28 protein-coding genes and 2 tRNA genes are annotated in these 25,365 nt (G+C 66.3%); 5 read left to right on the top strand and 25 right to left on the bottom strand.

Annotation, left to right across the window (positions count from 1 at the left end):
* Positions 1 to 69 precede the first annotated feature (69 nt).
* Positions 70 to 630: a lipid-binding SYLF domain-containing protein gene (locus ATO11_RS01180; protein WP_050529000.1), complete on the top strand. Its 561-nt coding sequence runs from the start codon at positions 70 to 72 to the stop codon at positions 628 to 630.
* 24 nt (positions 631 to 654) lie between these two features.
* Here ATO11_RS01180 and ATO11_RS01175 read toward each other — a convergent pair whose 3' ends face one another.
* Positions 655 to 1,758, bottom strand: a complete 1,104-nt coding sequence (locus tag ATO11_RS01175; RefSeq protein ID WP_050528999.1) for a sensor histidine kinase — start codon at positions 1,756 to 1,758, stop codon at positions 655 to 657.
* 245 nt (positions 1,759 to 2,003) lie between these two features.
* On the opposite strand from ATO11_RS01175, the gene gyrA reads away from it, so the two are divergent.
* The gene (gyrA, locus tag ATO11_RS01170; protein WP_423212694.1) at positions 2,004 to 4,643 is read left to right on the top strand and encodes a DNA gyrase subunit A; all 2,640 of its coding nucleotides are present in this window, start codon (positions 2,004 to 2,006) and stop codon (positions 4,641 to 4,643) included.
* 46 nt (positions 4,644 to 4,689) lie between these two features.
* Here the strand turns inward: gyrA and ATO11_RS01165 are convergent, their stop codons facing one another.
* A complete protein-coding gene (locus ATO11_RS01165; RefSeq protein WP_050528997.1) occupies positions 4,690 to 5,028 on the bottom strand; it encodes a hypothetical protein in 339 nt (112 codons plus the stop codon).
* Between the two features lie 448 nt (positions 5,029 to 5,476).
* Between ATO11_RS01165 and ATO11_RS01160 the strand changes: the two genes are divergently transcribed.
* Positions 5,477 to 6,400, top strand: a complete 924-nt coding sequence (locus ATO11_RS01160; protein WP_082176077.1) for a LysR family transcriptional regulator — start codon at positions 5,477 to 5,479, stop codon at positions 6,398 to 6,400.
* Positions 6,401 to 6,505: 105 nt separating this feature from the next.
* Entirely contained in the window at positions 6,506 to 6,934 is a 429-nt protein-coding gene (locus tag ATO11_RS01155) for a hypothetical protein (RefSeq protein WP_050528995.1), read from the top strand.
* A gap of 84 nt (positions 6,935 to 7,018) precedes the next feature.
* Here ATO11_RS01155 and ATO11_RS01150 read toward each other — a convergent pair whose 3' ends face one another.
* The 16 genes from ATO11_RS01150 to ATO11_RS21990 all read right to left on the bottom strand — a co-directional run bounded on the left by ATO11_RS01150 (position 7,019) and on the right by ATO11_RS21990 (position 18,802).
* Entirely contained in the window at positions 7,019 to 8,497 is a 1,479-nt protein-coding gene (locus ATO11_RS01150) for a carboxypeptidase M32 (protein WP_050528994.1), read from the bottom strand.
* 6 nt (positions 8,498 to 8,503) lie between these two features.
* The gene (gene ctaA, locus ATO11_RS01145) at positions 8,504 to 9,640 is read right to left on the bottom strand and encodes a heme A synthase (protein WP_050528993.1); all 1,137 of its coding nucleotides are present in this window, start codon (positions 9,638 to 9,640) and stop codon (positions 8,504 to 8,506) included.
* 88 nt (positions 9,641 to 9,728) lie between these two features.
* A complete protein-coding gene (locus tag ATO11_RS01140) occupies positions 9,729 to 9,905 on the bottom strand; it encodes a DNA gyrase inhibitor YacG (RefSeq protein ID WP_050528992.1) in 177 nt (58 codons plus the stop codon).
* A gap of 6 nt (positions 9,906 to 9,911) precedes the next feature.
* Positions 9,912 to 10,934: a ribonuclease E/G gene (locus tag ATO11_RS01135; protein ID WP_050528991.1), complete on the bottom strand. Its 1,023-nt coding sequence runs from the start codon at positions 10,932 to 10,934 to the stop codon at positions 9,912 to 9,914.
* Entirely contained in the window at positions 10,931 to 11,506 is a 576-nt protein-coding gene (locus tag ATO11_RS01130) for a Maf family protein (RefSeq protein ID WP_050528990.1), read from the bottom strand. Before ATO11_RS01130 ends, ATO11_RS01135 begins: the two co-directional genes overlap by 4 nt.
* Before the next feature lie 30 nt (positions 11,507 to 11,536).
* Positions 11,537 to 11,755 carry a translation initiation factor IF-1 gene (infA, locus tag ATO11_RS01125; protein WP_005978431.1) on the bottom strand — a complete coding sequence of 73 codons (219 nt, stop codon included), beginning with the start codon at positions 11,753 to 11,755 and terminating at the stop codon, positions 11,537 to 11,539.
* An 87-nt stretch (positions 11,756 to 11,842) separates the two neighbouring features.
* Complete coding sequence (locus tag ATO11_RS01120) at positions 11,843 to 12,721, bottom strand: carbon-nitrogen hydrolase family protein (RefSeq protein WP_050528989.1); 879 nt, start codon at positions 12,719 to 12,721, stop codon at positions 11,843 to 11,845.
* A complete protein-coding gene (locus ATO11_RS01115; RefSeq protein ID WP_050528988.1) occupies positions 12,721 to 13,305 on the bottom strand; it encodes a GNAT family N-acetyltransferase in 585 nt (194 codons plus the stop codon). The genes ATO11_RS01120 and ATO11_RS01115 overlap by 1 nt, the downstream gene beginning before the upstream one ends.
* On the bottom strand, positions 13,302 to 13,694 hold the full coding sequence (locus ATO11_RS01110; RefSeq protein ID WP_050528987.1) for a ketosteroid isomerase-related protein: 393 nt from the start codon (positions 13,692 to 13,694) through the stop codon (positions 13,302 to 13,304). Before ATO11_RS01110 ends, ATO11_RS01115 begins: the two co-directional genes overlap by 4 nt.
* A 3-nt stretch (positions 13,695 to 13,697) precedes the next feature.
* Entirely contained in the window at positions 13,698 to 14,144 is a 447-nt protein-coding gene (locus tag ATO11_RS01105; protein WP_242601323.1) for an arsenate-mycothiol transferase ArsC, read from the bottom strand.
* Between the two features lie 21 nt (positions 14,145 to 14,165).
* Complete coding sequence (locus tag ATO11_RS01100; RefSeq protein ID WP_050528985.1) at positions 14,166 to 14,645, bottom strand: UPF0262 family protein; 480 nt, start codon at positions 14,643 to 14,645, stop codon at positions 14,166 to 14,168.
* Between the two features lie 59 nt (positions 14,646 to 14,704).
* The gene (locus ATO11_RS01095; protein ID WP_050528984.1) at positions 14,705 to 15,361 is read right to left on the bottom strand and encodes a hypothetical protein; all 657 of its coding nucleotides are present in this window, start codon (positions 15,359 to 15,361) and stop codon (positions 14,705 to 14,707) included.
* A complete protein-coding gene (gene hisD, locus ATO11_RS01090) occupies positions 15,358 to 16,659 on the bottom strand; it encodes a histidinol dehydrogenase (RefSeq protein ID WP_050528983.1) in 1,302 nt (433 codons plus the stop codon). The genes ATO11_RS01095 and hisD overlap by 4 nt, the downstream gene beginning before the upstream one ends.
* A gap of 256 nt (positions 16,660 to 16,915) precedes the next feature.
* On the bottom strand, positions 16,916 to 17,374 hold the full coding sequence (locus tag ATO11_RS01085) for a DUF2948 family protein (protein ID WP_050528982.1): 459 nt from the start codon (positions 17,372 to 17,374) through the stop codon (positions 16,916 to 16,918).
* A complete protein-coding gene (gene murA / locus ATO11_RS01080; protein ID WP_050528981.1) occupies positions 17,371 to 18,639 on the bottom strand; it encodes a UDP-N-acetylglucosamine 1-carboxyvinyltransferase in 1,269 nt (422 codons plus the stop codon). The genes ATO11_RS01085 and murA overlap by 4 nt, the downstream gene beginning before the upstream one ends.
* A 4-nt stretch (positions 18,640 to 18,643) precedes the next feature.
* Entirely contained in the window at positions 18,644 to 18,802 is a 159-nt protein-coding gene (locus ATO11_RS21990) for a hypothetical protein (RefSeq protein WP_165586908.1), read from the bottom strand.
* Positions 18,803 to 18,934: 132 nt separating this feature from the next.
* Here ATO11_RS21990 and ATO11_RS01075 point away from each other — a divergent pair.
* Positions 18,935 to 19,009, top strand: a tRNA-Thr gene (locus tag ATO11_RS01075).
* 145 nt (positions 19,010 to 19,154) lie between these two features.
* Here the strand turns inward: ATO11_RS01075 and ATO11_RS01070 are convergent.
* The 7 genes from ATO11_RS01070 to betC form a co-directional block, all read right to left on the bottom strand.
* Positions 19,155 to 19,231: transfer RNA gene (locus tag ATO11_RS01070), tRNA-Asp, on the bottom strand.
* Between the two features lie 86 nt (positions 19,232 to 19,317).
* Positions 19,318 to 19,572, bottom strand: a complete 255-nt coding sequence (locus tag ATO11_RS01065) for a hypothetical protein (RefSeq protein WP_050528980.1) — start codon at positions 19,570 to 19,572, stop codon at positions 19,318 to 19,320.
* Between the two features lie 381 nt (positions 19,573 to 19,953).
* Positions 19,954 to 20,883 (bottom strand): 3-hydroxyacyl-CoA dehydrogenase NAD-binding domain-containing protein, encoded by a 930-nt coding sequence (locus ATO11_RS01060; protein ID WP_050528979.1) that lies wholly within the window; start codon positions 20,881 to 20,883, stop codon positions 19,954 to 19,956.
* A gap of 3 nt (positions 20,884 to 20,886) precedes the next feature.
* Positions 20,887 to 21,612, bottom strand: coding sequence for an SDR family NAD(P)-dependent oxidoreductase (locus tag ATO11_RS01055; protein ID WP_050528978.1), 726 nt, complete (start codon positions 21,610 to 21,612; stop codon positions 20,887 to 20,889).
* Positions 21,609 to 23,027 carry an aminobutyraldehyde dehydrogenase gene (locus ATO11_RS01050; RefSeq protein ID WP_050528977.1) on the bottom strand — a complete coding sequence of 473 codons (1,419 nt, stop codon included), beginning with the start codon at positions 23,025 to 23,027 and terminating at the stop codon, positions 21,609 to 21,611. Before ATO11_RS01050 ends, ATO11_RS01055 begins: the two co-directional genes overlap by 4 nt.
* Positions 23,028 to 23,039: 12 nt before the next feature.
* Positions 23,040 to 23,810 carry an SDR family NAD(P)-dependent oxidoreductase gene (locus tag ATO11_RS01045; RefSeq protein WP_050528976.1) on the bottom strand — a complete coding sequence of 257 codons (771 nt, stop codon included), beginning with the start codon at positions 23,808 to 23,810 and terminating at the stop codon, positions 23,040 to 23,042.
* Positions 23,800 to 25,317, bottom strand: a complete 1,518-nt coding sequence (gene betC, locus ATO11_RS01040) for a choline-sulfatase (RefSeq protein ID WP_207382926.1) — start codon at positions 25,315 to 25,317, stop codon at positions 23,800 to 23,802. The genes ATO11_RS01045 and betC overlap by 11 nt, the downstream gene beginning before the upstream one ends.
* Positions 25,318 to 25,365: the final 48 nt, after the last annotated feature.

The following is a 25,365-nucleotide window of genomic DNA, read 5'->3' as shown; positions in this document are numbered from 1 at the left end:
TTATGTTGCCCCTGTCAGCCCGGCGGCAAGACCGGGCCATCCGAGACATCGAGCGGTAAGAGACAGGCCATGACCCATATCACCCGGCGCGCTTTCGCGCTTTCCGCCCTTGGTGCAACCGCCGTTCTGGCGGGCTGCGGCAACGGCATCGGCAATACCAACGCCTCCACAATCGACGCGCGCGTCGACGCCACGCTGGCCAACCTGTTCAGCGAATATCCCAACATGCGCACGCTCGAAGCGAAATCGACGGGCATGCTGGTCATGCCGCTGATCACCGAGGCGGGGCTTGGCATCGGCGGTGCCTTCGGGCGCGGCGCGCTGCGGATCAACGACGTGACGGTGGATTACTACTCGGCCACGCGCGCCAGTGCAGGTTTGCAGATCGGCGGGCAGCAATACAGCCACGTCCTGTTCTTCATGACCGAAGAAGCGCTGGCCGATTTCCGGCGCTCGCCCGGCTGGGCCGCCGGCGCGGATATCGAATACGCCTTCCCCGACCGGGGCGAGACGCTGAAGGCGGAAACGACGACGGCGCTTGACCCGGTGATCGCGGTTGTCTTCGGTCAGGCCGGGCTGCGGCTGGGTGCCACGATCGAGGGCACCAAGTATACCCGCATCATCCCCTGACGCCATGCGCGGCGGCGTCCGCGATCACGCGGGCGCGCCGACCCCGGTATCGAACCGGACGCTGAAACAGGTGCCGTCATCGCGGTTCTCGGCGGTCAGTTCGCCGCCAAGCATCGACGCACCCGACACGCAGACCGTCAGGCCAAGCCCGCCGTCGCGCATCAGGTCGAACCCGTCGGGCAGGCCCGCGCCCGCATCGGTGACGCTGAGCGTCGCCTCCTCCTCGCCCACCCGGTCAAGAGAGACCGACACCAGCACCTCGCGGTCGGGATTGTGCTTGATCGCGTTCTGCACCAGTTCGACCGCGATCAGGCCGAGATGCGAGGCCTTGGCCCCCGCCACCATCAGCCCCGGCGCAAGCGACAGGCTCACCCGGTTGTCGTTGCCCATCACGCTGCACAGGTCGTCCATCAGCTTGCGCACGTAGTCCGAGGCATCGACGGTGCGGTCCTGCTTGCGCTCCTGCAAACCTTCATGCACCCGCGCGACTGCCATCACCCGCATCGCCGCGGCGTCGAGCGCCGATACAGCGGCCTCGTCTTGCAGGTCGCGCTGCTGCATCCGCATCATGGTCGACACCAGCGAAAGCGAGTTCTTCACCCGGTGGTCCATCTCGGCGATCAGGTGGTCGCGTTCGGCCAGAAGCGCCTCCACCTCGGCAAGGCGCTTTTCGGCTTCGTCCTTCTTGCGGTGCAGGTCCTCTGCCAGCGTCACGCGTTCGGTAATGTCGCGGGACGAGGCCATGATCCGTTCGACCGTGCCGCTGTCATTCATCACCGGGATCACCGTCACGGCCCAGACGCGATGCGCGCCCTTGGCGGTCGGACAGGTCGCCTCGAACTCGGCGGAATTGCCGTTGCGCGCCTCTTCCACCGCTTTCGCCACCAGCGCGCGATTCTCTTCCGGCCACAGGTTGGGCCAGGGCGCGCCGCGCAACGCTTCGAAATCGTCGATCTCCATCGCGCGCATGCCGTTGCAGGACATGAAGGTGAGGTTGCCGTCGGCGTCCAGCACCTTCACGCAGTCGTCCGTGCCCGCCAGCAGCGATATGGTGAACGCCTGGGCCGTGCCGCGGATGTCTTCGAAGACTTCCGCATCCTGGATGTTGATCGGGGGGATCAGGTTCATGGTTTTCGGCCCGTCAGGTCGTTCCACCATACACATAACGCGATCTGCGTCCAAATCATTCCCCGACAATGCGATTTTCCCTGCATTTGCCGTTTGTCCCATCATCTTGGGGATGGTAGAAGAACACACAACCAAATCCTGAAGAACCTGCAGGCCGTTTCCCGTTGACCGACACCCCCGAAGACGACGACATCCGCCCCGAGCGCCCGGCCTATGACGGGCCCACGATCTCGATCACGGCAGAGATGAAGACCAGCTACCTCGATTACGCGATGAGCGTGATCGTGAGCCGCGCGATCCCCGATCTGCGCGACGGGCTGAAACCGGTGCACCGGCGCATCCTGTACGCGATGCACGAAACCGGCAACACCCACGACAAGTCCTACCGCAAGTCGGCGCGGCCCGTGGGCGACGTGATGGGCAAGTACCACCCGCACGGCGACAGCGCGATCTACGACGCGCTGGTGCGGATGGCGCAGGATTTCTCGATGTCGCTGCCTTTGCTGGACGGCCAGGGCAACTTCGGGTCGATGGACGGCGATAACCCCGCCGCCATGCGGTACACCGAGGTGCGGATGGACAAGCCTGCCGCCTTTGTGCTGGCCGATATCGACAAGGACACCGTCGACTTTCAGGACAATTACGACGGCAAGGACCGCGAACCGACGGTCCTGCCCGCGCGCTTTCCCAACATGCTGGTCAACGGGGCGGGCGGCATCGCGGTGGGCATGGCCACCAACATCCCGCCCCACAACCTGGGCGAGGTCGTGGACGCGACGCTGGCGCTGATCGAAGAGCCAGACCTGTCGTCCGAGGACCTGATCCAGTACGTGCCCGGCCCCGATTTCCCGACCGGCGGCATCATGCTGGGCCGTTCGGGCGCGCGGAAGGCCTACCTTGAAGGCCGCGGCAGCGTCATCATCCGCGCCAAGACCCGGATGGAGGAACTGCGCAAGGACCGCTGGGCGATCATCGTGGACGAGATCCCCTACCAGGTGAACAAGGCCGCGATGATCGAAAAGATCGCCGAAGCCGTGCGCGAGAAGAAGATCGAGGGCGTGGCCCACGTGCAGGATGAATCCGACCGCAACGGCGTGCGCGTCGTGGTCGAGTTGAAACGCGATGCCACGGCCGAGGTCGTGCTGAACCAGCTTTACCGTTTCACGCCGATGCAGACCTCGTTCGGCTGCAACATGCTGGCGCTGAACGGCGGCCGGCCCGAGCAACTGACCCTGCGGCGGTTCCTGACCTCGTTCATCGACTTCCGCGAGGACGTGGTCGCCCGCCGCACCGCGTTTGAGTTGCGCAAGGCGCGCGAGCGGTCTCACATCCTGTGCGGCCTCGCCGTGGCGGTGTCGAACGTGGACGAGGTCGTGGCCACGATCCGCGCCAGTGCCGATGCCGCCGAGGCCCGCGAAAAGCTGATGACGCGCCGCTGGCCCGCGGCAGAGATCGAAAGCTACCTGCGCCTGATCGACGATCCGCTGTCCAAGATGAACGACGACGGGACCTATAACCTGACCGAAGTGCAGGCCCGCGCGATCCTCGACCTGCGGCTGCAGCGCCTGACGCAACTGGGCGTGAAGGAAGTCACGGACGAGCTGGAACAGCTTGCCGCCCGGATCAAGGAATACCTTGAAATCCTGTCGTCCCGCGACCGGATCATGGGGATTATCGCCGACGAGTTGCGCGAGGTGAAGGACCAGTTCGCCGTGCCGCGCCGGACCGAGATCGTCGAATGGTCGGGCGACATGGAGGACGAGGACCTCATCGAGCGTGAGGACATGGTCGTCACCGTCACCCAGTCGGGATACATCAAGCGCACCGCGCTGGCCGATTTCCGCGCGCAAAAGCGTGGCGGCAAGGGGCTGTCGGGCATGTCGACCAAGGATGACGACGTCGTCACCACCCTGTTCGTCGCCAACACCCACACGCAACTTCTGTTCTTCACGACCGACGGCATGGTCTACAAGCTGAAGACGTGGCGGCTGCCGCAGGGCTCGCGCACGGCCAAGGGCAAGGCGGTCGTCAACATCCTGCCCATCCCGCAGGGCGTGTCGATCGCGGCGATCATGCCGGTCGACCGGGACGAGGATGAATGGGACCAGTTGCAGATCGTCTTCGCCACCTCGGCGGGCGACGTGCGCCGCAACGCGCTGTCGGATTTCACCAACGTGCGGTCCAACGGCAAGATCGCGATGAAACTGCCCGAAGACGTGAGCCTCGTGAACGCGCGCATTGCGACCGAAGATGACGATGTGATGCTTGTCACCAATTCCGGCCGCGCGATCCGTTTCCGTACAACCGACGTGCGGGTCTTCAAGGGCCGCGATTCGACCGGTGTGCGCGGGATCAAGCTGGGCGGCGGCGACACGGTGGTATCGATGTCTGTCATTCGCCATTTCGAGGCCGAGGCCGACGAGCGCGCGGCCTATCTCAAGATGCGTCGCGCCATGGCGGGGCTGGCCGACGATACCGAGGCACCGGACGATGAAGAGGGCAATGCCAACGCACAGCTTCCGCAGGTACGCTATGCCCAGATGTCCGCAGCCGAAAACCTGATTCTGACCATCACCGCGCAGGGCACCGGCAAACTGTCCTCCAGCCATGACTACCCGGTGCGCGGGCGCGGTGGCATGGGCGTGGCGGCGATGGACAAGGCAATGCGCGGCGGCGAGCTTGTCGCGTCCTTCCCCGTCGAGATGGACGACCAGATCATGCTTGCCACCTCGAAAGGCCAGTCGATCCGGGTTCCGGTCGACGGCATCTCGTTCCGCTCCCGCAGTGCGGGCGGGGTCAAGGTGTTCAACACCGGCAAGGGTGAAGAGGTCGTGTCGGTCGCCTGGATCGCCGAACAGGGCGAGGATGACGAGCCTGACAACTGACACCGATAAATCGAGTGGGTGATGTCACCCACTCGATTCCGTCAGATCAATTTGTCGAACTGCTGCTGGCACCAACGGCCAGCGCGGCAAGAATTAGACCGACAACGCCGACCCCGACACCGCCGCCGGTACCGGTGATGCCCGCGAACGGATCCGAGGAATTGGCCGCAACCACACCTTGCGGGCGGCACCTGCGAACCTTCTGGCCATCACGGTTTTCGATTTCAGGAAGACATTCGTACAAGTTGCCGTCTGCACCCTGGACAAGCGTCGTGTAGACCGGGTCGTCAGTCGTACCGACGACGCCTGTCTGGGCGACCTGAGCATGTGCGGCACCTGCAGCGATACACATCGACAAGGTCAAGATACGGGCATTGGTAAACATGGAAACCTCTTACTCATTGTTGAGCCATGACCGTAAAACACGGCACAACGGAAGTCACGGTGAAAAACCGCGCCGGCGCATCGTATCCGGGGATACTCGATACACCGGGCGGGCAGAGCGGCGCATGGTCCTCACACGCACATCGCCCGAGGACTGAATCAACCCGGTGAAGACATCCCGGCGCACGAGCATAGTGGACGGAAAGCGCCCGCCTTTTTTTGCAATTCCCATTTTGGAATTTTCGCGGATTTCGACGACTTGCCGACAATCTGCCCGGAACGGGCTGTCCGGATCTGTATCAGGTGACGCCCCAAAAGCGCGCTGGCGGCAGGTGATACGCGCCCATCATATCCTTTCGAGACGTGTAAATCCGCTTTTGAGCGTGCTGCTACCCCGGTGACGCGATTGTTGCAAACTCGTCAGTGCGGCATTGGAAGGGTGCAATGGCATGGGGCGCAAGTGCTTGTTTCTGCGGTGTGTTGGACCCAATCTGACCCTATCCTGTGCGAGTGCCGTGAATAAACCGGGGGAAGGCATCAAGGTGGATAACTGGGACGATCTGAAATTCTGTTTGGCTCTTGGCAGACACAAGACGATGTCGAGCGCGGCAAAGTGGCTCGGGACGAATACAGCAACGGTTTCACGCCGGATCGAGAAGCTGTCGGTGGAACTGGACGCGCAGCTTTTCATCCGTGACGGCCAGCACTGGAGCATGACCCCGCTGGCCGAGGCGATGTTCAAGCTGGCCGAGGACGTGGAAGCGAACCTGATGGCGGTCATGCAGAACCGCGACGTGGTTCTGGGTCAGACGCATTTCAGGATCAGTGCCGATCTGACGATCCTTCAGACCGAAATCATGAGGATTCTGAAAGACTTGATCACCGACTTTCCGGCTGTTGACTTCGATATATCGATGTTTCCGCAAAGCCTTGCCTTGGGCGAAACCGACCTTGCCCTGACCTACCAGGAACCGACCGAAGGGCGTGTCGTGCGCTCGAAACTGCTGGTGGAAACACTGGCGCTTTATACCTGCCGCTTCCACAAGGAGCGAACGGAGGAATGGATCAGGATCGTCATCGGACCCAACCAGCAGGAATGGACCGATCAGTTGGAAGGTGTCTTTGGCCGCCCGGCGCGGTTCACCGTGCACGGGCTGAACGTCGCACGTCAGGCAATGGAACGCCTGCCGCTCGCCGCGGTCCTGCCCAAGCGATACGCCGAACGCTATCCGCACCTTGTCGAGCAACCGGGTTTCCAGGAAATACAGATGCCCGTCTGGATATGTTTCCATGAAAGCCGGCGGCACGATCCCGTCCTTCGGGACATCGTGACATGGCTGAAATCGTCCCTCGCGGGCAATCCGACCAGCTGATTGCATCCATGCAAACATGGGCTGCACACGCGATGGGCTAGTGGCCCGCGGGGCAAGTGACCTAGCATCGAGAAAAACAACAGGTCACATTTCGAGGCAGGCAGAATGAAACTGGATACAGCGACTTTGAGTCTGGCATTGCGACTGGTCGGCGCCACCTCCCTTGGCACCCTGACCCTTCTCAAGATGCTGGGCCTCCCCAACGGAGCCGCCGGAATGAACCGCGCGGGCCCGTTCAACATGTCCACCGGGATCGAATTGCTCGACCGCGCGGACGTGTACCTGCTCGCCGCGCTTGCCATCTGGATCGCCCTCGGGATCCGGACGCGCGTGGTCGCCGCCTTCGGCGCGGTATACCTTGGCCTGCATTTCCTGTGGATCGGACTCCCGGTTGATCCGGGAATGTTCACTCACCAGGCCACGGCGATGCAGGTTCTCCTCAGCAGTGTCGGTCTGACATCCCTCCTGTGGCTGACCGTCATCGGCGGAGGCACCTTTTCACTGGTTCGTCGGGGTTGGAGCGGTTTGATGTAGATATGCCCATATGTTCCGCTTCGCCGCCTACCGGCGCAACTTGGCGGGGGATGCAAATCCCCCGCCCTTTTTTCGTCTCGCACCTCAGGCGGCGAGCGCGGTGAACTTGTCGCGCAGGTAAGCCATCAGCGGCGCGGACGAGGGCGCGGCCCCCTTGCAGGCATGGGCAATCGAGTCGCGGGGCGTGCGCAACCCGCCATGCACCTGCAGCGCCTCGCGCAACCATGTCAGCGCCGGTCCGACCTCCCCCTGCGCCAGCGAGGCATCCAGATCGGGCAGGTCCGCGCGCATCGCTTCGAACAGGCACCCGGCATAAACGTTGCCAAGGCTGTAGGTCGGGAAATACCCGATCAGCCCTTCGGACCAGTGCACGTCCTGCAACACCCCGTTCGAGGCGCGGTCGACCGCGTACCCGAAATCGGCCGCGAACCGGTCGTTCCACGCGGTTTCAAGCTCCGCAACGGGCAGGTCACCCGCCAGCATCGCACGTTCGAGGTCGAAGCGCAGCATGATATGGAGGTTGTATTGCAGCTCGTCCGCCTCGGTCCGGATATATCCGCGCCGCACGGCGTTCACGGTGCGATAGAACGCATCCGCATCCGCGACCCCGAAATCGCCGAACGTGTCGCGCATCACCTCGTAAAGCCAGCCGGTGAAGGCGCGGCTGCGGCCCAGCTGGTTTTCGTAGATGCGGCTTTGGCTTTCATGCACGCCCATCGACACGCCGTTGCCCAGCGGGGTCAGCAGGAAGGCGTCGTCGATGTTCTGCTCATAGGTCGCGTGCCCGACCTCGTGGATGGTCGAGTAGAAGCAGTTGAAGGGATCGCGCAGCGCGGTGCGCGTGGTGATCCGCACGTCCTGCCCCGAACCGGACGAGAACGGGTGCAGCGCCTTGTCGATCCGGCCCGTCTGCAGGTCATAGCCGAAGGTCTGCGCCAGCCGGGTCGACACGGCCAATTGCAGATCCTCGTCGAAGCTGCCGGTCAGTTCCGGCGCGGGCGCGGCGTCGAGAGCCGTCTTGCGCAACTCCACGAGGTCCGGGCGCATGCCGTCGAACATCGCCGCGATCTCTGCCGCGGTCATGCCCGGTTCGTAATCCTGCAGCAGCGCGTCGTAGTGGTCGCCGCCACCATCGGCCAGCGCCTCTGCCTCGCGCACGCGCAGTGCCACGACTTCTTCGAGGTGCGGGCGGAAGGCGGCGAAATCGTCCTCGGCCCGCGCGGCGGCCCATGCCATGTGGGCGGCGGTCGTCTTGCGCGCCAGTTCGGCGGCAAGGTCCGCCGGGACGCGGGTCGCCCGGTCGAAGGCGCGGCGCACCTCGCGCACCTGCGCCTGTCCGACCGCGTCCAGATCGGCGGGGTCGATGGCCGCCAGCCACTCGCCCACGCGCGGGTCGACGCGGCGGGCGTGCAGCACGCCTTCCATCGCCGCCATCTCCTCGCCCCGCTGGTGCGCGGCGCCGGGCGGCATCATCGTCTGCTGGTCCCAGCCCAGCCTGCCGGCCACCTGTGCCAGCGCCTGCGTTTCCCGAACATGCGCCATCAGCGCGTCATAGGCCGACATCGGTGACTACCCCCGGATGGATTGGGTGAGCGGATAACGCGCGAGGAACCGCGCCCGCAGGATCAGGACCCACAGCACCACCGCGCCCAGCTGGTGCACGATGGCGATATGCAGCGGCGCGGCATAAAGCACGGTCACCACGCCCAGCACCATCTGCACGATCAGCATGGCGAAGACCGCGTTGAAGGCGAACCGCGTGGACCCGTTGGGCGACCGGCGCGACCGCATCCAGACACCGATCCCGAACAGGAACAGCAGGTACCCCGCCATCCGGTGCATGAACTGTACAAGGCCCTCGTCCTCGAAGAAGTTGCGCCAGACGGGCTCCAGTTCAAAGGCATAGGCGGGGAAAAACTGTCCCGCCATCAGCGGCCAGTCGGTATAGGTGCGGCCCGCGTCGATCCCGGCCACCAGCGCGCCCAGCAGGATCTGCAGGAAGGCGAAATGCATCAGACCCGTGCCCATGCCGAACAGCGCCCGCTCGCCCGAGCGGCGGGCCTGCATCAGGTCACGCTCTTCGCGGCCCAGCGCAAAGGTGTACCACGCGATGAAGCCGAGGATGACGAAGGCAAGCCCCAGATGCGTCGCCAGCCGGTAGGACGCCACGTCGAGCATCGTGCCCGTCAGGCCCGACGACACCATCCACCAGCCGATCGCACCCTGCGCGCCGCCCAGTACCCCCAGCAGCAAGAGCCGCCCGGTCCAGCCCGGCGGGATCTTGCGCAACAGAAGGAACCCGAAAAAGCCCAGCGCCCAGACAAGGCCGATCACCCGGCCCAGCTGCCGATGGCCCCATTCCCACCAATAGATGACCTTGAACTCGGACAGGCTCATGCCCTTGTTCTGCAACTGGTATTCCGGGATCGCCCTGTATTTCTCGAACTCGGCATCCCAGGCCTCGGCGCTCATCGGGGGCAGAGCGCCCGACACGGGCGCCCATTCGGTGATCGACAGGCCACTGTCGGTCAGCCGGGTCAGGCCGCCAACGGAAATCATCACCACGACCAGCGCGAACAGCAGCATCAGCCACAGCCGGATCGCGCCACGGGCATAGGTGCGGCCCCGGTCGATCACGCCGGCGGCTGTCGCCTGCGGTTTGGGCGCGTCGCCGACCTCTTCGAACAGTTTGCGTTTCTCGGCCATGATGCGATCCGATCCTGTTTTGGCGGCAAACTAGGGTTCCGCGCGGCAAGGGGCAAGCGGTGCCACGGGAGGCGTTCTGTCACGGGGGTCAGTGCGTGCGCGGCGGTGCGTCCGCATCCTCGACCACGCCCTCGGCCTCGCCATCGCGTCCCGCCACGCGATAGGTCCCGCCCAGCCACCGCGCGAGATCCACGTCGGCGCAGCGGCGCGAGCAGAAGGGGCGCACCGTGGGTGAGGTCGCGTCTCCGCAGATCGGGCAGGACATGGGCGCTTACTCCTTCGGCAAGAGCGGCAGGATGGGCGTGCGGGCGCGGGCGCGTTGCAGTTCAAGATGGCCCAAGGGCGTCCAGCCCACCACGTTCGTCTCGACCCCGTCGGCGCGCAGCGCGGCCTTCAGCGCGCTTTCCACGGTGCGGCGGTCCTTCTTGGGCATCGGCGCGAGGTCGAGCGTGACCTGCCCGCCCAGCCCCCGCAGCCGCAACTGGCGCGGAAGGTCGCGCACCGCGGCGAGGTTGGCTTTCAGCCCGGCGGCGAAACTGGTGTCGCGGCCCGTGTTCACGTCCACCGCCACCAGCGCGCGGGTGGGTTCGACGAACATCGACGCGCCACCGTCAAGCTCGACCCGCGGCGACCGCAGGTCTTCCAGCGCATCAAGCACACCCCGTTCGGCAAAAGAGCCGTCGGCGGTGTCGATCTCTGCCGGGTCCGTCCAGTCGCGCCATGCCAGCACGTGCGGCCCGTCGCCCGGATGCAAAAGCGCCGGTTCGGCGGGGGCGGCGAGCACCTCGTCCGCCAGCGCCTCCATCGCCGCGATATCCTCGACGATCTCGCCATCCTCGGCCTCGGCACAGGCCGAGCGCAGGATCAGGCCGTGCACGCCTTCGGTCACGCCGTGAGCGATGCCGCGCAGGTCCTCGGCGCGGTCCTCGTCGCGGATCGCGCGGCTCACGTTGATGCCCGGCGCGTCGGGGGTGACGATCACGTAGCGGCTCTTGAACAGCAGGCGCGGGGTGACGGGGATCGCCTTGCCCGGTTCGGCATGGCTCGTGACCTGCACCTTCAGCACCTCGCCCGGCCCGATCCCCTTGCCCTGCCGCAGGAACAGCTTTGCCCCCGGCGCATCGAGGAAGAGGCCGCCCTGCCCCTTGGCGGGCTTTCCGGTCGTCGCGGCATAGATCGCGCCGGGGCGCGGCGCGTCGCTTGCGATGAACAGGTCCTCCAGCCGCCCGTCGACCATCCGCGCGGCGGCCTCGCGCCCGCCGAGGTGGTCGAGACAGATCAGCGCGCCCTTCATGGCCGCCACAGCGGGTAACCCGCCGCCTGCAACAGGTTGGCCGTCTCGTGCACGGGCAGTCCGACGATGGCGGTGAACGATCCCGAGATCCACGGGATGAACGCGCCCGCAGGCCCCTGGATGGCGTACCCGCCCGCCTTGCCCTGCCAGTCGCCGGTGGCGAGGTAGCCCGAGATCTCGTTGTCCGAAAGGGTTTTCATCTTCACGCGGCTCTCCACCGGGCGGGTCCAAAGCTGATCGCCGCGCTTCACCGCGACCGTAGTGATGACCCGGTGCCGCCGCCCGGACATCATGCGCAGGAACGCCGCCGCCTCGTCCGCGTCGCCGGGTTTGCCGAGGATGCGACGGCCCAGCGCGACGGTGGTATCGGCGCACAGCACGATATCGTCCGGCGCGGCCTCGACCACGGCGGCTTTCTCAGCCGCGATGCGGATGTTGTAGGCGCGCGGCAACTCAGCCGGCTTCGGGTCCTCGTCAATCTCGGGCGGGCGCACGTCGTCGGGGACGACGCCAATCTGCGCAAGCAGGTCCAGCCGCCGGGGCGAGGCGGAGCCAAGGATCAACCGGGTCATGTCAGCGAGGGGCGCGTGCAGCCACGCGCCTTACTTGAAGCGGTAATTGATGCGGCCCTTGGTCAGGTCATAGGGCGTCATTTCGACTTGCACCTTGTCGCCTGCCAGAACGCGGATGCGGTTCTTGCGCATCTTGCCCGCCGTGTGAGCGATGATTTCATGGCCGTTTTCAAGCTCGACCCTGAATGTCGCATTCGGCAGGAGTTCCTTGACGACACCGGGAAATTCGAGCGTATCTTCCTTGGCCATGGTCTCTCCTTGATTGCCGGCGGCAGTGCCGCCCGTGGGGCGTAAATGGGCCGATCAGCGCCGCAAATCAAGGAAAAACTGGCAATTTCAGCGCAGTGTGATGAGCTTTGGCGTGGCGTCACGACCTGATTGCTCGGACCAGTGGGACGCGTTGAGCACCACGCCGTCGCGCCGCACATGCGCGATCGCCTCCGGCGCGACATCGGCATAGGTCCAGCCGGGTTTGTTTTGCTTGCCCAGCGCCAGCACACCATCGGACGGAAAGCCCGTATCGGGCGGGCCGAACACGCCGCCCGCGCCGGTGTTTTCGTCCACCGCCGGGGACCATGCCGCTGATCCAACGGTTGAAGACATGACCGTAACACACTGGTTTTCCAATGCTCTTGCCTGCGCCCCGATCCGGACGCGGGCATAGCCCGAGGCCGCCTCGGTGCAGGAGGGCACGAGGATCAGGTCGGCCTCGGCAAGCGCGCGACCCAGCAGCGGGAACTCGGCGTCATAGCAGATGAGGATGCCGATCCGGCCCAGCGCGGTGTCGAACAGCGCGAGCGGGCCGCCCGGCACGACGTCCCATGTCTCGCGCTCGAACCGGGTCATGATCTGCTTGTCCTGGTGCGCCCGCCCGCCGCCCGGCGCGAAGAACCGCGCGCGGTTGACCGGGCGCGCGCCGCCGTCAAACACCGGGGCCGACGCCGCAAGGATGTGCACGCCGAACCGCGCGGCCAGATCGGAATGCAGGTCGTCCGCGTCCGGGATCCGCTCCGAAACGGCATGCAACGACGCTTCCAGATCACCCGCCGCCTCGGCCCCGGCGAGCGTCGCCAGTTCCATCGCGCCGTATTCCGGGAAGACGAGAAGCCCTGCGCCCTGCCCCGCGGCCTCGCTCACCCAATGGGTGAGCTTTGTCGCGTAACCCTGCCAATCGGATAGAAAATCCATTGGGTATGCCGCCGTCGCAACACGCATCACAGCGCCCGCGCCCAGAATTGCAGCGATTGCGTGGTGGGCCGCGCCAGCCCCACTTCCTTCCAGTCGAACCGCGCCACGGCACCGGGGATCGGGGCATAGCCGCGCTTGCGCCAGAACCCGTCGAGCGGGCGATACGCCTCGGGCCGTCCGGGGTGATCGGGATCGCGGATCACCGCGCAGAAGGCCGAGTGGCCAAGACCCAGCGCGCGGGCATGGTTTTCGCGCATGTCGAAAAAGGAATGGCCCAGCCCCTTCCCGCGATATTCGGGCAGAAGCACGCTTTCGGCGCAGTAGAACACGTTGTCCAGCGGCAGGCCGGAGCCGTCGAGCGCGCCCGCGAACTCCTCGGCATGGTGGCGCAGGGGCATGCCGGTGGCGGCGCCCACGATCTCGTCCTCGTCCATCGCCGCAACGACGATCGCGCCCTCGCTGGTCGCGTAACTTTGCAGGTAGCGCTCTTCATAGGCCGTGTCGCCGTCATAGAGGTACGGCCATTCGCGGAAGACACCGATGCGCAGGCGGGCGACGTCCGGCAGCGCATCCTGCAGCGCCGCGCCGGTCAGCACCTCGACCCGGATCATCCGGCCACCTGCCGCATCCAGTCGGCAAGGTTGTAATAGGTCACGACCCGCGTAATGCGCCCGTCCGCGACCGTGAAAAACGACCCCGCCGGCAGGCGATAGGTCTGGCCCGCCGCCTCGGGCAACCCATCGTCGGTGGCGAGGTAGGTGCCGTTCACCACGTATTCGGCAGCGGCGCGGGTGCCGCCTTCGGCCTCGAACACCACCATGTCGGTCAGCGTTTCGCGGTAGCAGCGGGACATGTGGGCGCAAAATTCGCGGAAGGCGTCGGTGCCCGTGCGCACCGCGCCCTCGTTCACGTGATGCGCCACCTGCGGATCAAGGCAGGCGATCATCCCGTCGATATCGCCCGCGTTGAACGCGACGAAATAGCGGCGGATCAGGTCCATCCCCTACCCTCCTTCCGGCGTGCCGAACCGCGCGATCAGGCGCTCGCGGATCTGGTCACGCGCCTCGCGGTACTGGCGCAGCTTGGCCTCCCGCGTCTCCCCCACGCCGGTCGGGTCCATGATCGGCCAGTATTCCACGTCGAGGTGGAAATACCGCGTCAACTCCAGCGCCCGCCGCTGGCTGGCGGGCGACAGGGCGACGACAAGATCGAACGAGCCAAGGTCATCGCCCCATTCTTCCATGTCGTCGAATGAACGCGACCGGTGCCGCGACAGTTCGACCCCCAGTTCGGCGCAGACCGCGATGGCGAACCCGTCGATTTCAAGGTCGTTGTGTACGCCCGCCGACTGCACGTAGGTCCCGGTGCCGTAGAGTTGCTTCATCATCCCCTCGGCCATGGGCGAGCGGATGGCGTTGTGATCGCAGCAGAACAGCACCGACGTGGGCATGGGCTGGTCCGCAGGCATCGATCAGCCCCCGAAATGCAGGACGCAGACCAGCGTGAAGAGGCGCCGGGCCGTGTCGCCGTCGATCTCCACCTTGCCCTCCAGCCGTTCCTCGAGGATGCGCGCGCCCTCGTTGTGGATGCCGCGGCGGGCCATGTCGATGGTTTCGATCTGCGCCGGTGCGGCCGTTTTCACGGCGTCGAAATAGCTTTCGCAGATCTGGTAGTAATCCTTCACCACCTGCCGGAAGGGCGACAGGGACAGGTGAAACTCGGCCGCGGGGGCGTCGGCCTCGGTCTTCACGTCGAAGACCAGGCGCTTTTCGCGGATCGCGAGGTCCAGCTTGAAAGGGCCCGGCGGCACGTCGCGGCCGGTCTTTGCCGGCAGGGCAAAGCTGTTGTCTTCCAGAAGATCGAAAATCGCCACCTTCCGCTCCTGCTCGATTTCCGGCGTGGGCGGGGCGAGGTTGCTGTCATCCAGCGCGATATCGACGATGCGGGACATGGGACCGTTTCCTGTAACTGGCACGAGGCGTAGCGGAGCATATCCGCATTGGCAATCCGTTACGCCGCGACGATCAGCGCCGCGATCAGCAGGATAAAGCCGAGGATCCGCGGCGCGTGGACCGGCCAGTTCCGCACAAGGTTGCCCCGGTGGGGGTGGTACATCACGAGGAAGGGCAGAAACACCATCTGGAACAGCGGGTAGATGCCGTTCCACCCGCCCTCGGGCGGGTCGAGCGTGACGCCGACGATGATCGCCGTCGCAGCGATAGGCCAGCCATAGACCACGAACCGCCCCAGCAGGCTGCCCGATGCCGGACGGTCGAGGTCATAGACGCGGGCGGCGTGGGGCAAGCGCCGTGGCAGAAGGAACCCGGTAACGACGCCGATGATCAGCCCGGTAACGGCTGATTCACGCAGGTCATCGAGCGTGATCGCGTCCCCCGTCCACGTCGCAAGCGCGGTCAGAGCCACGAAAAACGCAACCACCGTGCAGACGAACAGCCACCGGACGGGGTTGAGGATCCGGGAGGCGATCCCGGTTTCCCCGGTTTCCGCCCCGGCGGCGCTGCTTTCCAGCGCGGGCTGAGCAAGCAGGCCAAGCGCCGCGGCCAGCATCACGCGGGACATCAGATCGGGCGCGTCAGGTGACAGGCCCCAGACCAGACCCGCCAGGGCGACGGGAATGATGATGAAGGTGATGGGCAGCCCCCTCACCGGTTCAGCCGTTCCAGCCGCGCGGTCACGCTCAACCCGTGCGCTTCGAGGCTTTCCGAGGCCGCCAGCCGTTCGGCGGCGGGGCCGATGGCGCGCAGCGCGTCGGGCGTCATCTTGGCAAGCGTCGTGCGTTTGAGGAAGTCCATGACCGACAGCCCGGAGGAGAACCGCGCCGACCGCGCCGTGGGCAGCACGTGGTTCGGCCCGCCGACGTAATCGCCGATCGCTTCCGGCGTCCACTGGCCGATGAAGATCGCGCCGGCGTGGCGGATGCGGTCGGACAGGGCGTCGGGATCGGCGACGCAGAGTTCAAGGTGTTCAGGCGCGATGCGGTCGCTCAGCGCCACCGCCTCGTCCAGCGAGGCGACGGTGACAATCGCGCCGAAATCGCGCCAGCTGGCACCCGCGATGGCACGACGTTCCAGCGTTTCCAGCCGCTTTTCAACGGCTTGCGCGACGGCCTTGCCAAACTCCGCATCGGTCGTGATCAGGATCGACTGCGCGCTTTCGTCGTGTTCGGCCTGGCTCATCAGGTCGAGTGCGATCCAGTCGGGGTCATTGTCGCCATCGGCGATCACGAGGATTTCCGACGGGCCCGCGATCATGTCGATCCCGACCTTGCCGAAGACCCGCCGCTTGGCGGCGGCGACGAAGGCGTTGCCGGGGCCGGTGATCTTGTCGACCGGCGCGATGGTGTCGGTGCCATAGGCGAGGGCCGCCACGGCCTGCGCGCCGCCGATGCGATAGATTTCATCCACCCCCGCCGTGTGCGCGGCGTAAAGAACCAGCGGGTTCACCGCGCCGTCGGGCGTGGGCACGGTGATCGCCAGCCGTTCGACGCCCGCGACCTTGGCGGGGATCGCGTTCATCAGGACCGATGACGGGTAAGAGGCAAGACCACCCGGCACGTAAAGGCCCGCAGCACTTACGGCGGTCCAGCGCCAGCCAAGCTCTGCCCCGTCGGGATCGGTCCAGCGCGCGTCCTGCGGCATCTGGCGGACGTGGTAGGCGCGGATGCGTTCGGCGGCGAGGTCGAGCGCCGCCTTGTCCTCGGGCGCAACCTTCGCGCACTCCGCGGCGATCTCGTCGGACGAAAAGCGCAGCGTTTCGGGCGTCAGCGTCACGCGGTCGAACTTTTCGGTCAGCTCCAGCACGGCGGCATCGCCACGATTGCGCACATCGTCGATGATGCCCGCGACGACGGCATCCACGTCGGGGCTGTCTTCCCGCTTGGCGGCCAGAAGCGCCCGGAACCGGGGTTCGAAATCAGCGTCGCGCGTGTCGAGGAACTGGGGCATCGGACGTCCTTCCATGTCCCGGCGGGGTTAGCAAAGGGCGCGGGGCGTCTCAAGCGGGTGTGACACCAAGACACCTGAGCCTTGCCTGCGCGGAATCAAGGCCGAAGGCCGCCGCGCATCGCCGGGCCGCCCCCCGGCACGGCGATTTGGCCGCCGCACGCGCCTTGTCCGAGCCTATTGCGGGTATGGCCAACATAAAGAGAGACAGCACAACCGGTGGATCGCCGCACCGCGGCCCGCCGATGCGCGGCTCGGCTCACTCCGGGTGCGTCGGCGCCTTGCCCGACGGCGCGGCATAGGGGCGCGTCACGTCCTTCAGCCGCACGTCCAGCGCCTCGACCGTGATCCGCAGCGCGCCGTCGCCGGCAAGCGTCAGGTGCACGTAACCTGTCCCGTCCTCGCCCGGCTCGAACGAGACGGACAGAAGCGACAGCACCGTGTCTCCGTCTCGCGCGATGCCCTGGCTGGCCACGGCAACCACGTCGGACACGACCAGCAGGGACCGCACGCGTTCAGCCTCGGCCCGGCCCTCTTCCCATCGGAAGCGGTTGATAAGCGCGACGAACTGGCGATCCTTGCGCACCCATTTCAGGTCCGCGCCCGACAGGACCGCGTCCTGCACCAGCGCCGACAGGACCTGCAGGTCCTCGACATCCATCGCGCCGAGGTTGACGGGGCGTTCCCGCCCGTCTTCGAACCGCGCGTCCCCCGTCACTGGGCCCGCACCCGTTCGATCCGGGCACCGACGCCGCCCAGCTTTTCCTCGATCTTCTCGTACCCGCGGTCGAGGTGGTAGACCCGGTTCACCGTGGTCTGGCCTTCCGCCGCAAGCCCCGCAAGGATCAGCGAAACCGAGGCGCGAAGGTCGGTCGCCATGACCGGCGCACCCTTCAACCGCTCGACGCCCGTGACCGTCGCTGTCCCGCCATGCACATCGATCCGCGCGCCCATGCGCACCAGTTCAGGCGTGTGCATGAACCTGTTTTCGAATATCTTTTCCTCCAGCACCGACACCCCGTCCGCCGTGCACATCAGCGCCATCATCTGCGCCTGCAGGTCGGTGGGGAAGCCGGGGAAGACCTCTGTCGTGACGTCCACGGCCTTCACGCGCCCGTTCTTGCGCGCGACCTTCAGGCCCTTTTCCGTCTCGGTCACCGACACGCCCGCCGCGTCGAGCTTTTCGCAGAACGCCTCGATCAACCCGATGCGCCCGCCAAGGCATTCGACCTCGCCACCCGCGATCACGGGGGCCAGCATGTAGGTGCCCAGTTCGATCCGGTCGGTGACGACGGGGTGGGTCGCACCGTGCAGCCGGTCCACGCCCTGGATCTCGATGGTCGAGGTCCCCTCGCCCTCGATCTGCGCGCCCATCTTCTTCAGGCACGCCACCAGGTCGACGATTTCAGGCTCGCGCGCGGCGTTCTTCAGAACCGTCGTGCCCTTGGCAAGCGTCGCCGCCATGACAAGGTTCTCGGTCGCGCCGACGGAGGGGAAGCGCAACTCGTGCACCGCGCCTTTCAGGCCACCGGGGGCCTTGGCGTGCAGGTAGCCGTCCTTCAACTCGATCTCGGCACCCAGCGCCTCGAGCCCGACGGTGTGAATGTCCATCGGGCGCGCGCCGATCGCGCACCCGCCAGGCAGCGACACGACGGCGCGGTGTTCGCGTGCCAGCATCGGCCCCAGCACGAGGTTCGACGCCCGCATCTTGCGCACGATGTCGTAATCGGCGGTGTGGTTGCTGATCGTCTTCGACGACATCGCCACCACCTGCCCTTCGGCCAGCGCCGACACCTCCGCGCCCAGCGACGACAACAGCGCCGTCATCGTGCGGATATCGCTCAGCCGCGGCATGTTCGTCAGCGTCAGCGGCTCCTCGCTCAGAAGCGTGGCGGGCATCAGCGTCAGCGCCGCGTTCTTGGCCCCCGCGATAGGGATCTGGCCGTTCAGCGCGCCGCCACCCGTGACAATGATCGAATCCATGTACTCAGTCCTGACCTGTCTTCGGAGGTTTGCCTCCCGTGTCCCCCCGCACCCGCGCCTGCGCCTTGCGGCGCGCCAGGTTTGCCTTCAGCGCCGCTTTCAACCGCTCGTCGCGGGTTGCGGGCTCTTTCCGGTCCTTGGGCGTGTCCGGGGTTCTGCTCATGTGGGCCGTGGTACCGCAGGCGCGCGCAAGCGTCCAGAACAAGCCGCCCCGCCCCCGCGCCACGCCCGAGCTTTTTCACGATTTGACCGCTTGCGGTGCGTGAGATTTGCGTCTAACACGCCGCCCACGCGGGCTGCTGTAGCTCAGAGGTAGAGCACTCCCTTGGTAAGGGAGAGGTCGAGAGTTCAATTCTCTCCAGCAGCACCATCCCACCCCGGAAATCGGTCGTCAAACAGCCCCGCACCGGCGCGTTCGCGCACGGGTCGTCGGGCTTTGGCAAATTCCGGTTGCGCCACGCGCAAACGCGCTGCGCCACCAAGCCGGAACATGTCTGCGATGTCTGGAGAAGAAGTGGCGCGGTTGACGGGGCTCGAACCCGCGACCCCCGGCGTGACAGGCCGGTACTCTAACCAACTGAGCTACAACCGCGCGTGGCGTGCTGATTAGGCCAAGCACAGGGCGGCGTCAATCGGCATTTGGCGAGAAATCCGAAATTCGACGAGAACGTCGTGCGGTCAGCCGGCCTCGGCATATTCGGCGGCCACGCGGTCGAGCTCCGCCGACAGCAGGATCAACCGCGACACCGTATCCGATCCCTTGTCGCGCGCCAGTTCATAGGCGGCAAATTCGACCAGCCCGGCAGCGGCGGCCAAGGCGTTGCTCGTCGCCTGCTGACCGCCCTCGCGCTCCATGGCACGCAAATGTCTTTGCACGGCCTCGCGCACTTTCGGGCCATCGATCTCGTCGAAAATCAAACTGTCCAACGTCATTGCCGTAATGTCCTGAGTGTTCTCGTTATGCGGGAGTATCGGATGGCGGAAGGTACGGTTATGGGAAACTCATCATCATTTTCCACCTCGATTCAGCGCATGACGTCGCGTCCGGTTGGATATTCGACCCGTCATCATTCCCATCGGGAACAAGAAATGACGCAAAGCGAAGAAAATTCAACTGAAACGCGCGAGAATCGTTCTTGCGAGACGTGTGCGACACGTGCTTTGCACGCGGAACGGGCGATTGTCGCAAGCGCCTGATGCCTGCGGCCCCGCAAGCTCCTCGCCCCGCATCGGGAACAACGTGAGCGTGTCCCGCCGAGGATGCGCACGAACCAGCCCGGCGGTGCTGACCCGCCTCGCCCGTTCCGGCGCAACCTAGATGCGGGGCTTTCCAGCCGTTGCGCGCAGCATGGCCGTGATCAGGTCATCGCGCGCGGTCGCAAGGCTTTCAAGGTCGCGGCCATCCGTCGCCTCGGCCACGCCGTCTGCCAGCATCCGGATGACCTCAGGCGTCATGCGGGCGTCTTTCATGTCCGCCCACCAGCGATCAAAGCTCGGCCCGTAGCGGGCGCAGTATTCCGCGATCCCGCCCGGTCCGGCAGCCATGTGCCAGAGCGTTGTCGGACCGCCCGCCGCCCACCTTAATCCCGGCCCCGACCAGATCGCCTTGTCGATATCGCCGACGCTTGCGACCCCGTCGCGCGCAAGGTTGATCGCCTCGCGCCACAAGGCCGCCTGCAGGCGGTTGGCGACGTGGCCGGGGACCTCTTTCTGCACCCGGATCGTGACCTTGCCGTTGGCGGCATAGAGCGCCTCTGCCACCTCGACCGCGCCGGGGCGGGTGTGGTCGTTGCCCATCACCTCGACCAGCGGGATCAGGTGCGGCGGGTTGAACGGATGGCCAAGGATCAGCGGCGCGGGGTCGTCCCACGCCTCCTGCAACTCGCTCAGCATCAGGCCCGAAGCGGAGGTTGCGATGACCGCGTCCTGCCGCAGGTGCGGCTCGATCTCCTGGTACAGCGCATGTTTGACAGGCAACCGTTCAGGCACGTTTTCCTGAATGAAAACAGCGTCCTTCACGGCGTCCTTCGCGTTCTGCACGAAATCGAATTGCGGCGGTGCGTCGGCCCCCGTCAACCCAAGATCCTGCAAAACCGGCCACGCGTCGGCCACGTAGCGGCGCACGAAGGCCTCGGCCCCGTCGACCGGGTCGAACACCCGGACGGGGTGGCCACCCGCACAGAACAGGGCCGTCCAGCTGGCGCCGATCACGCCCGCGCCAAGTATCCCGATCGGTTCGCGCATCGCTTACCCTCCTCCCGGTTGGATGGGCGAGGCGGCGGTCATGCCCCCGTCCACCGTGAACATCTGGCCCGACGCGAACGCCGCCGCGTCCGAGGCCAGCCAGACCGCCATCGCGGCAATATCCGCCGGCTGGCCGAACCGGCGCACGGGGTGGCGCGCCAGCGCATCCGCCCGCGCCGCCGCCGGGTCGTCGGCCAAGGCGAACCCGGCCTCCAGCATGCCCGTTTCGATCCACCCCGGACAGATCGCGTTGCACCGGATCGCGGGGCCATGATCCACCGCGATGGACCGCGTCAGCCCGTGCACGAACGCCTTCGACCCGTTGTAAAGCGCCATCGACGGGTCCGCGACATGGCCCGAGATCGACCCGATATTGATGATCGACCCGCCCGCGCGCATGCGCGGGATCGCGGCGCGACAGGTGTTGAACACCCCCCGGCAATTGATCCCGACGACCGCGTCCCAATCGTCATCGGTGCTGTCGGCCACGGTCTTCTCGACCTGCACGCCCGCATTGTTCACCAGCACGTCCAGATCACCGATTTCCGACAGCATTGCAGCGACTTGCGCAGCATCGCTCACGTCACAGGTGACCCACCCAGCCAGGTCCCGCGGCGTGCGCCCGCAGGCAAACACTTCGGCCCCTTCGGCGCGGAACGCCTCGACGATGCCAAGGCCGATCCCGCCGCCGCCGCCCGTGACCAGCGCGCGTTTGCCCGCAAGCCTCAATGCGCCACCATCACGTGCCGGACCGAGGTATAGGCGTCGAGCCCGTAGACGGACATGTCGCACCCCGTGCCCGACCCTTTCATCGCGGCCCACGGCATCTCGGCGCAGGGCATCCCGTGGGTGTTGACCCATGTCATGCCGTACCGCAGCCGCGCCGACATCTGCATGGCCACGCCCACGTCGCGGGTCCAGACGCTGGATGCGAGCCCATAGCCGCTGGCATTGGCGATCTTCAGCGCCTCTTCGGCCTCGGAAAAGCGGCTGATCGTGACCACCGGGCCGAAGATTTCCATCTGCGCGACGTCGGCGGCGTTGTCGACATTGGCGAGCACCGTTGGCTGGTAGAAATACCCCGCCCCCTCGCCCGCGCTGCCGCCCTGCACGACCTCGACCGAGCCGCGCGCAGCCTCGACGAAGCCCGCCACGCGGTCGCGCTGCACGGCGTTGACGAGCGGCCCCATCTCGGTCCCGTCGGCATGGGGCGCACCCGTCTTGATCTGGCCCACAGCGTCCGCCGCGGCGGCCACCAGCCGGTCATAGAGGCCCGCCTGCACCATGATGCGTGTCGGCTGGGCGCAATCCTGCCCGGCATTGAAGAACGCGCCATAGCGGATCGTCTCGACCACCGCGTCCAGATCGGCATCGTCAAAGACGATGACAGGGGCCTTGCCGCCGAGTTCGAGGTGCACGTGCCGGATCTGCTGGCTGGCCGCGCGCATCGCGGCCTTGCCCGTCGCGGGGGAGCCGGTGATCGTGATCGCCTCCATCGCGGGGGCGTTGATCAGCCGGTCCCCGATGGACGGCCCGCGCCCGTGCACGATGTTCAGCACGCCCTTCGGCACGACGTCGGCCAGCAATTCACCCAGCCGCAGGGTCGATAGCGGCGTGATCTCGGACGGTTTCAGCACCATCGTGCAGCCCGCCGCAAGGGGCGCGGCGATCTTCCACGCGGCCATCATCATCGGGTAGTTCCACGGCGCGATGGCCGCGACCGGACCCACCGGGTCGCGTCGGATCATGCTGGTATGCCCCGCCACGTATTCCGCCGTGGCCGACCCCGACATCGTGCGCGCCGCACCCGCCATGAAGCGGTAGGTGTCGATGGTCAGCGGCATCTCGTCGTCGCGGGCCGACGGCCACGGCTTGCCCACGTCGAGGCTTTCCAGCTCCGCCAGCTCGTCCTGGTTGTCCTCGATCACCTGCGCGATGGTCAGAAGCAATTCGGCCCGCTCGCCGGGCGTGACCTGGCTGTAGCTTTCGAACGCCTCGGCACAGGTGGCGACCGCCGCGTCCAGCTGCGCCTCGGACGCCTCGGACACCCACGTGATCGCTTCCCCGGTCGAGGGGTTCACCACCTCCAGCGCTTCGCCCTCGCCCGCGACCAGTTCGCCATTGATCAGCATGTTCGTCTGCATCCCCGTCCCCTCCTAAAGCTTCATCTGCTGGACCTGCGCGCTCAGCCCGCCATCCAGCACCCACAATTGCCCGCTCGCATACCGCGCCTCGTCGGACGCCAGCCACAGGACAAGGTTCGCCACGTCCTCGGGCGTGCCGTAGGTGCGCATCGGGTGCACGTCGCGCACGGCCTGTTGCAGCGCGTCGATGGTCTTGCCGCCGCCGCCCGAGCCTTCGCCCGTGAAAAAGGATTGCAGCATGGGCGTGTCCACGTAACCGGGACAGACCGCGTTCACGCGGATGCCCTCCGGCCCGTGATCGCAGGCCATGGCGCGGGTCAGCGCGTGCACCGCGCCTTTGGTCGCGCAATAGGCCGCAAGGCCGGGATCGGCGATGAACCCGTCATAGGACCCGAAATTCACGATCGACGGCCCCTGCCCCTTCCGCAGAAGCGGCAGGAAATGCTTCGACGTCAGGAAGGTGCCGGTCACGTTCACCGCGAAGGAGCGGTTCCATTCCTCCAGCGACGTCTCCTCGATGGTCTTCTCGATCTCGATCCCGGCCGCGTTGACGAGGATGTCGAGCCGGTCGCCGACCTCCGTCACAGCGGCCTTCACCGACGCCTCATCGGTCACGTCCAGCGGTACGAAGCGAGACGGCCCATCAGGGCCGGCGAGCGATCCGTCCTCGGTGAGGTCACCCGCATAGACGGTCGCGCCCTCCCGCGCGAAGCGGTCGCAGATCGCGCGCCCGATCCCGCCGCGCCCTCCGGTGACGAAGGCGATCTTGCGCTCAAGCCTCATCCGACCCTCCCCGGAACGGCGGAAAGCGCCCCTTTTCCTGCACGACGCGGTAATCCATGTGGTTGCGCACGTATTCGTTCGACGCATCGCGCGGCGGCTGCCAGTCCCAGTGGGTCGGCTGGCCGTGCTGCATCCCGCGATAGACCGCCTGCCGCTGCGCCTGGTAGGCGAGGACATCGGCCGTCAGCGCCTCGAAATCCCAGCGGTCGGCCACCTCGGCGGCAAAGGACGCGGCCTCGTCGGCGTAATCGGGATCGTCGGCAAGGTTCACCTGCTCCTCGGGATCGTTCTCCACGTCGTAAAGCATCGGCGGATCGCCGGGTGCGGCCATGTACTTGAACGCGCCCCGGCGGATCATCACCTGCGGCACGTCCACGCCCTCGGCGCAGTATTCCGAGATCGCGGCGCCCTCGGTCGTCTCTCCCGCCAACTCGGGGACCAGTGACCGGCCTTCCAGCGGCAGGCCAAGCTCCGGCGCGGTGCCGCCAAGGTCCAGCAACGTCGGCACAAGGTCGACCAGCGAACAGGGGCTGTCACACGTCCCCGTCTCCACCCCCGGTCCGGCCACGATCAGCGGCACACGGGCGGAGTGTTCGAAATGGGTCATCTTGTACCAGAGGCCCCGCTCGCCCAGCATGTCGCCGTGGTCCGAGGTCACGATCACCACCGTGTCGTCCAGCTGCCCCGTCTCCCTCAGCGCCTTCAGCATGATGCCAAGGTTGTGGTCCACGTGGCTGACATTGCCGTAATAGCCCTGCCGCGCGCGGCGCACCTGGTCCTCGGTCGGGGGCGGCACAAGGTCGGTGCCGATGGCCGCGCGGATGCGCTGGGTCTGCGGGTCGTCGGCCTCGGGGATGGTGGGCAGGTCGATCTCGTCCGCGTCGTAGAGGTCCCAGAAATCGTGCGTGGGCAGGTAGGGATCGTGCGGATGGATCAGCGACAGGACCATGCACCACGGCGCCTGTTTCTGCATCGCGCGCTCGATCACCCAGCGGCGGGCGAGGAAGGTCGCCTCGTCGTCGTATTCCACCTGGAACGAGGTCGCGACCGGCCCCGCCTCGATCACGCTGTCGAGGTTGTGGTACCACTTGTCGATCCGCTCGTCCGGCGCGCGCCAGTCGGGAATCCACGCAAGGTCGGCGGGGTAGACATCGGTCGTCAGCCGCTCTTCGAACCCGTGCAACTGGTCGGCGCCCACGAAATGCATCTTGCCCGACAGGCAGGTGCGATAGCCCGCCTCGCGCAGGTAATGCGCGAAGGTCGGCGTGGCCGAGGGCAGTTCGGCGGCGTTGTCATAGGCGCGGATCGACGAGACGTGCTTGCCCGTCATGAACGCCGCGCGGGATGGCGCGCAGAGCGGCGAATTGCAATAGGCCGCATCGAACCGCATGCCGCGCTTGGCCAGCCGGTTCATGTGCGGCGTCTGCACGACGGGATGGCCATAGGCGCCGGTGAAATGCGGCGCCAGCTGGTCGGCCATGACGATGAGGATGTTGGGTGCGGACATGGAAATCTCCCGGAAAGCCAAAACAGACCGGGCGGCGCCCGGCGCGTC

Origin of the sequence: Pseudaestuariivita atlantica, from assembly GCF_001205715.1 — a bacterium.
Lineage (GTDB): Bacteria > Pseudomonadota > Alphaproteobacteria > Rhodobacterales > Rhodobacteraceae > Pseudaestuariivita > Pseudaestuariivita atlantica.
This window is presented reverse-complemented; position numbering and strand designations above follow the sequence as displayed.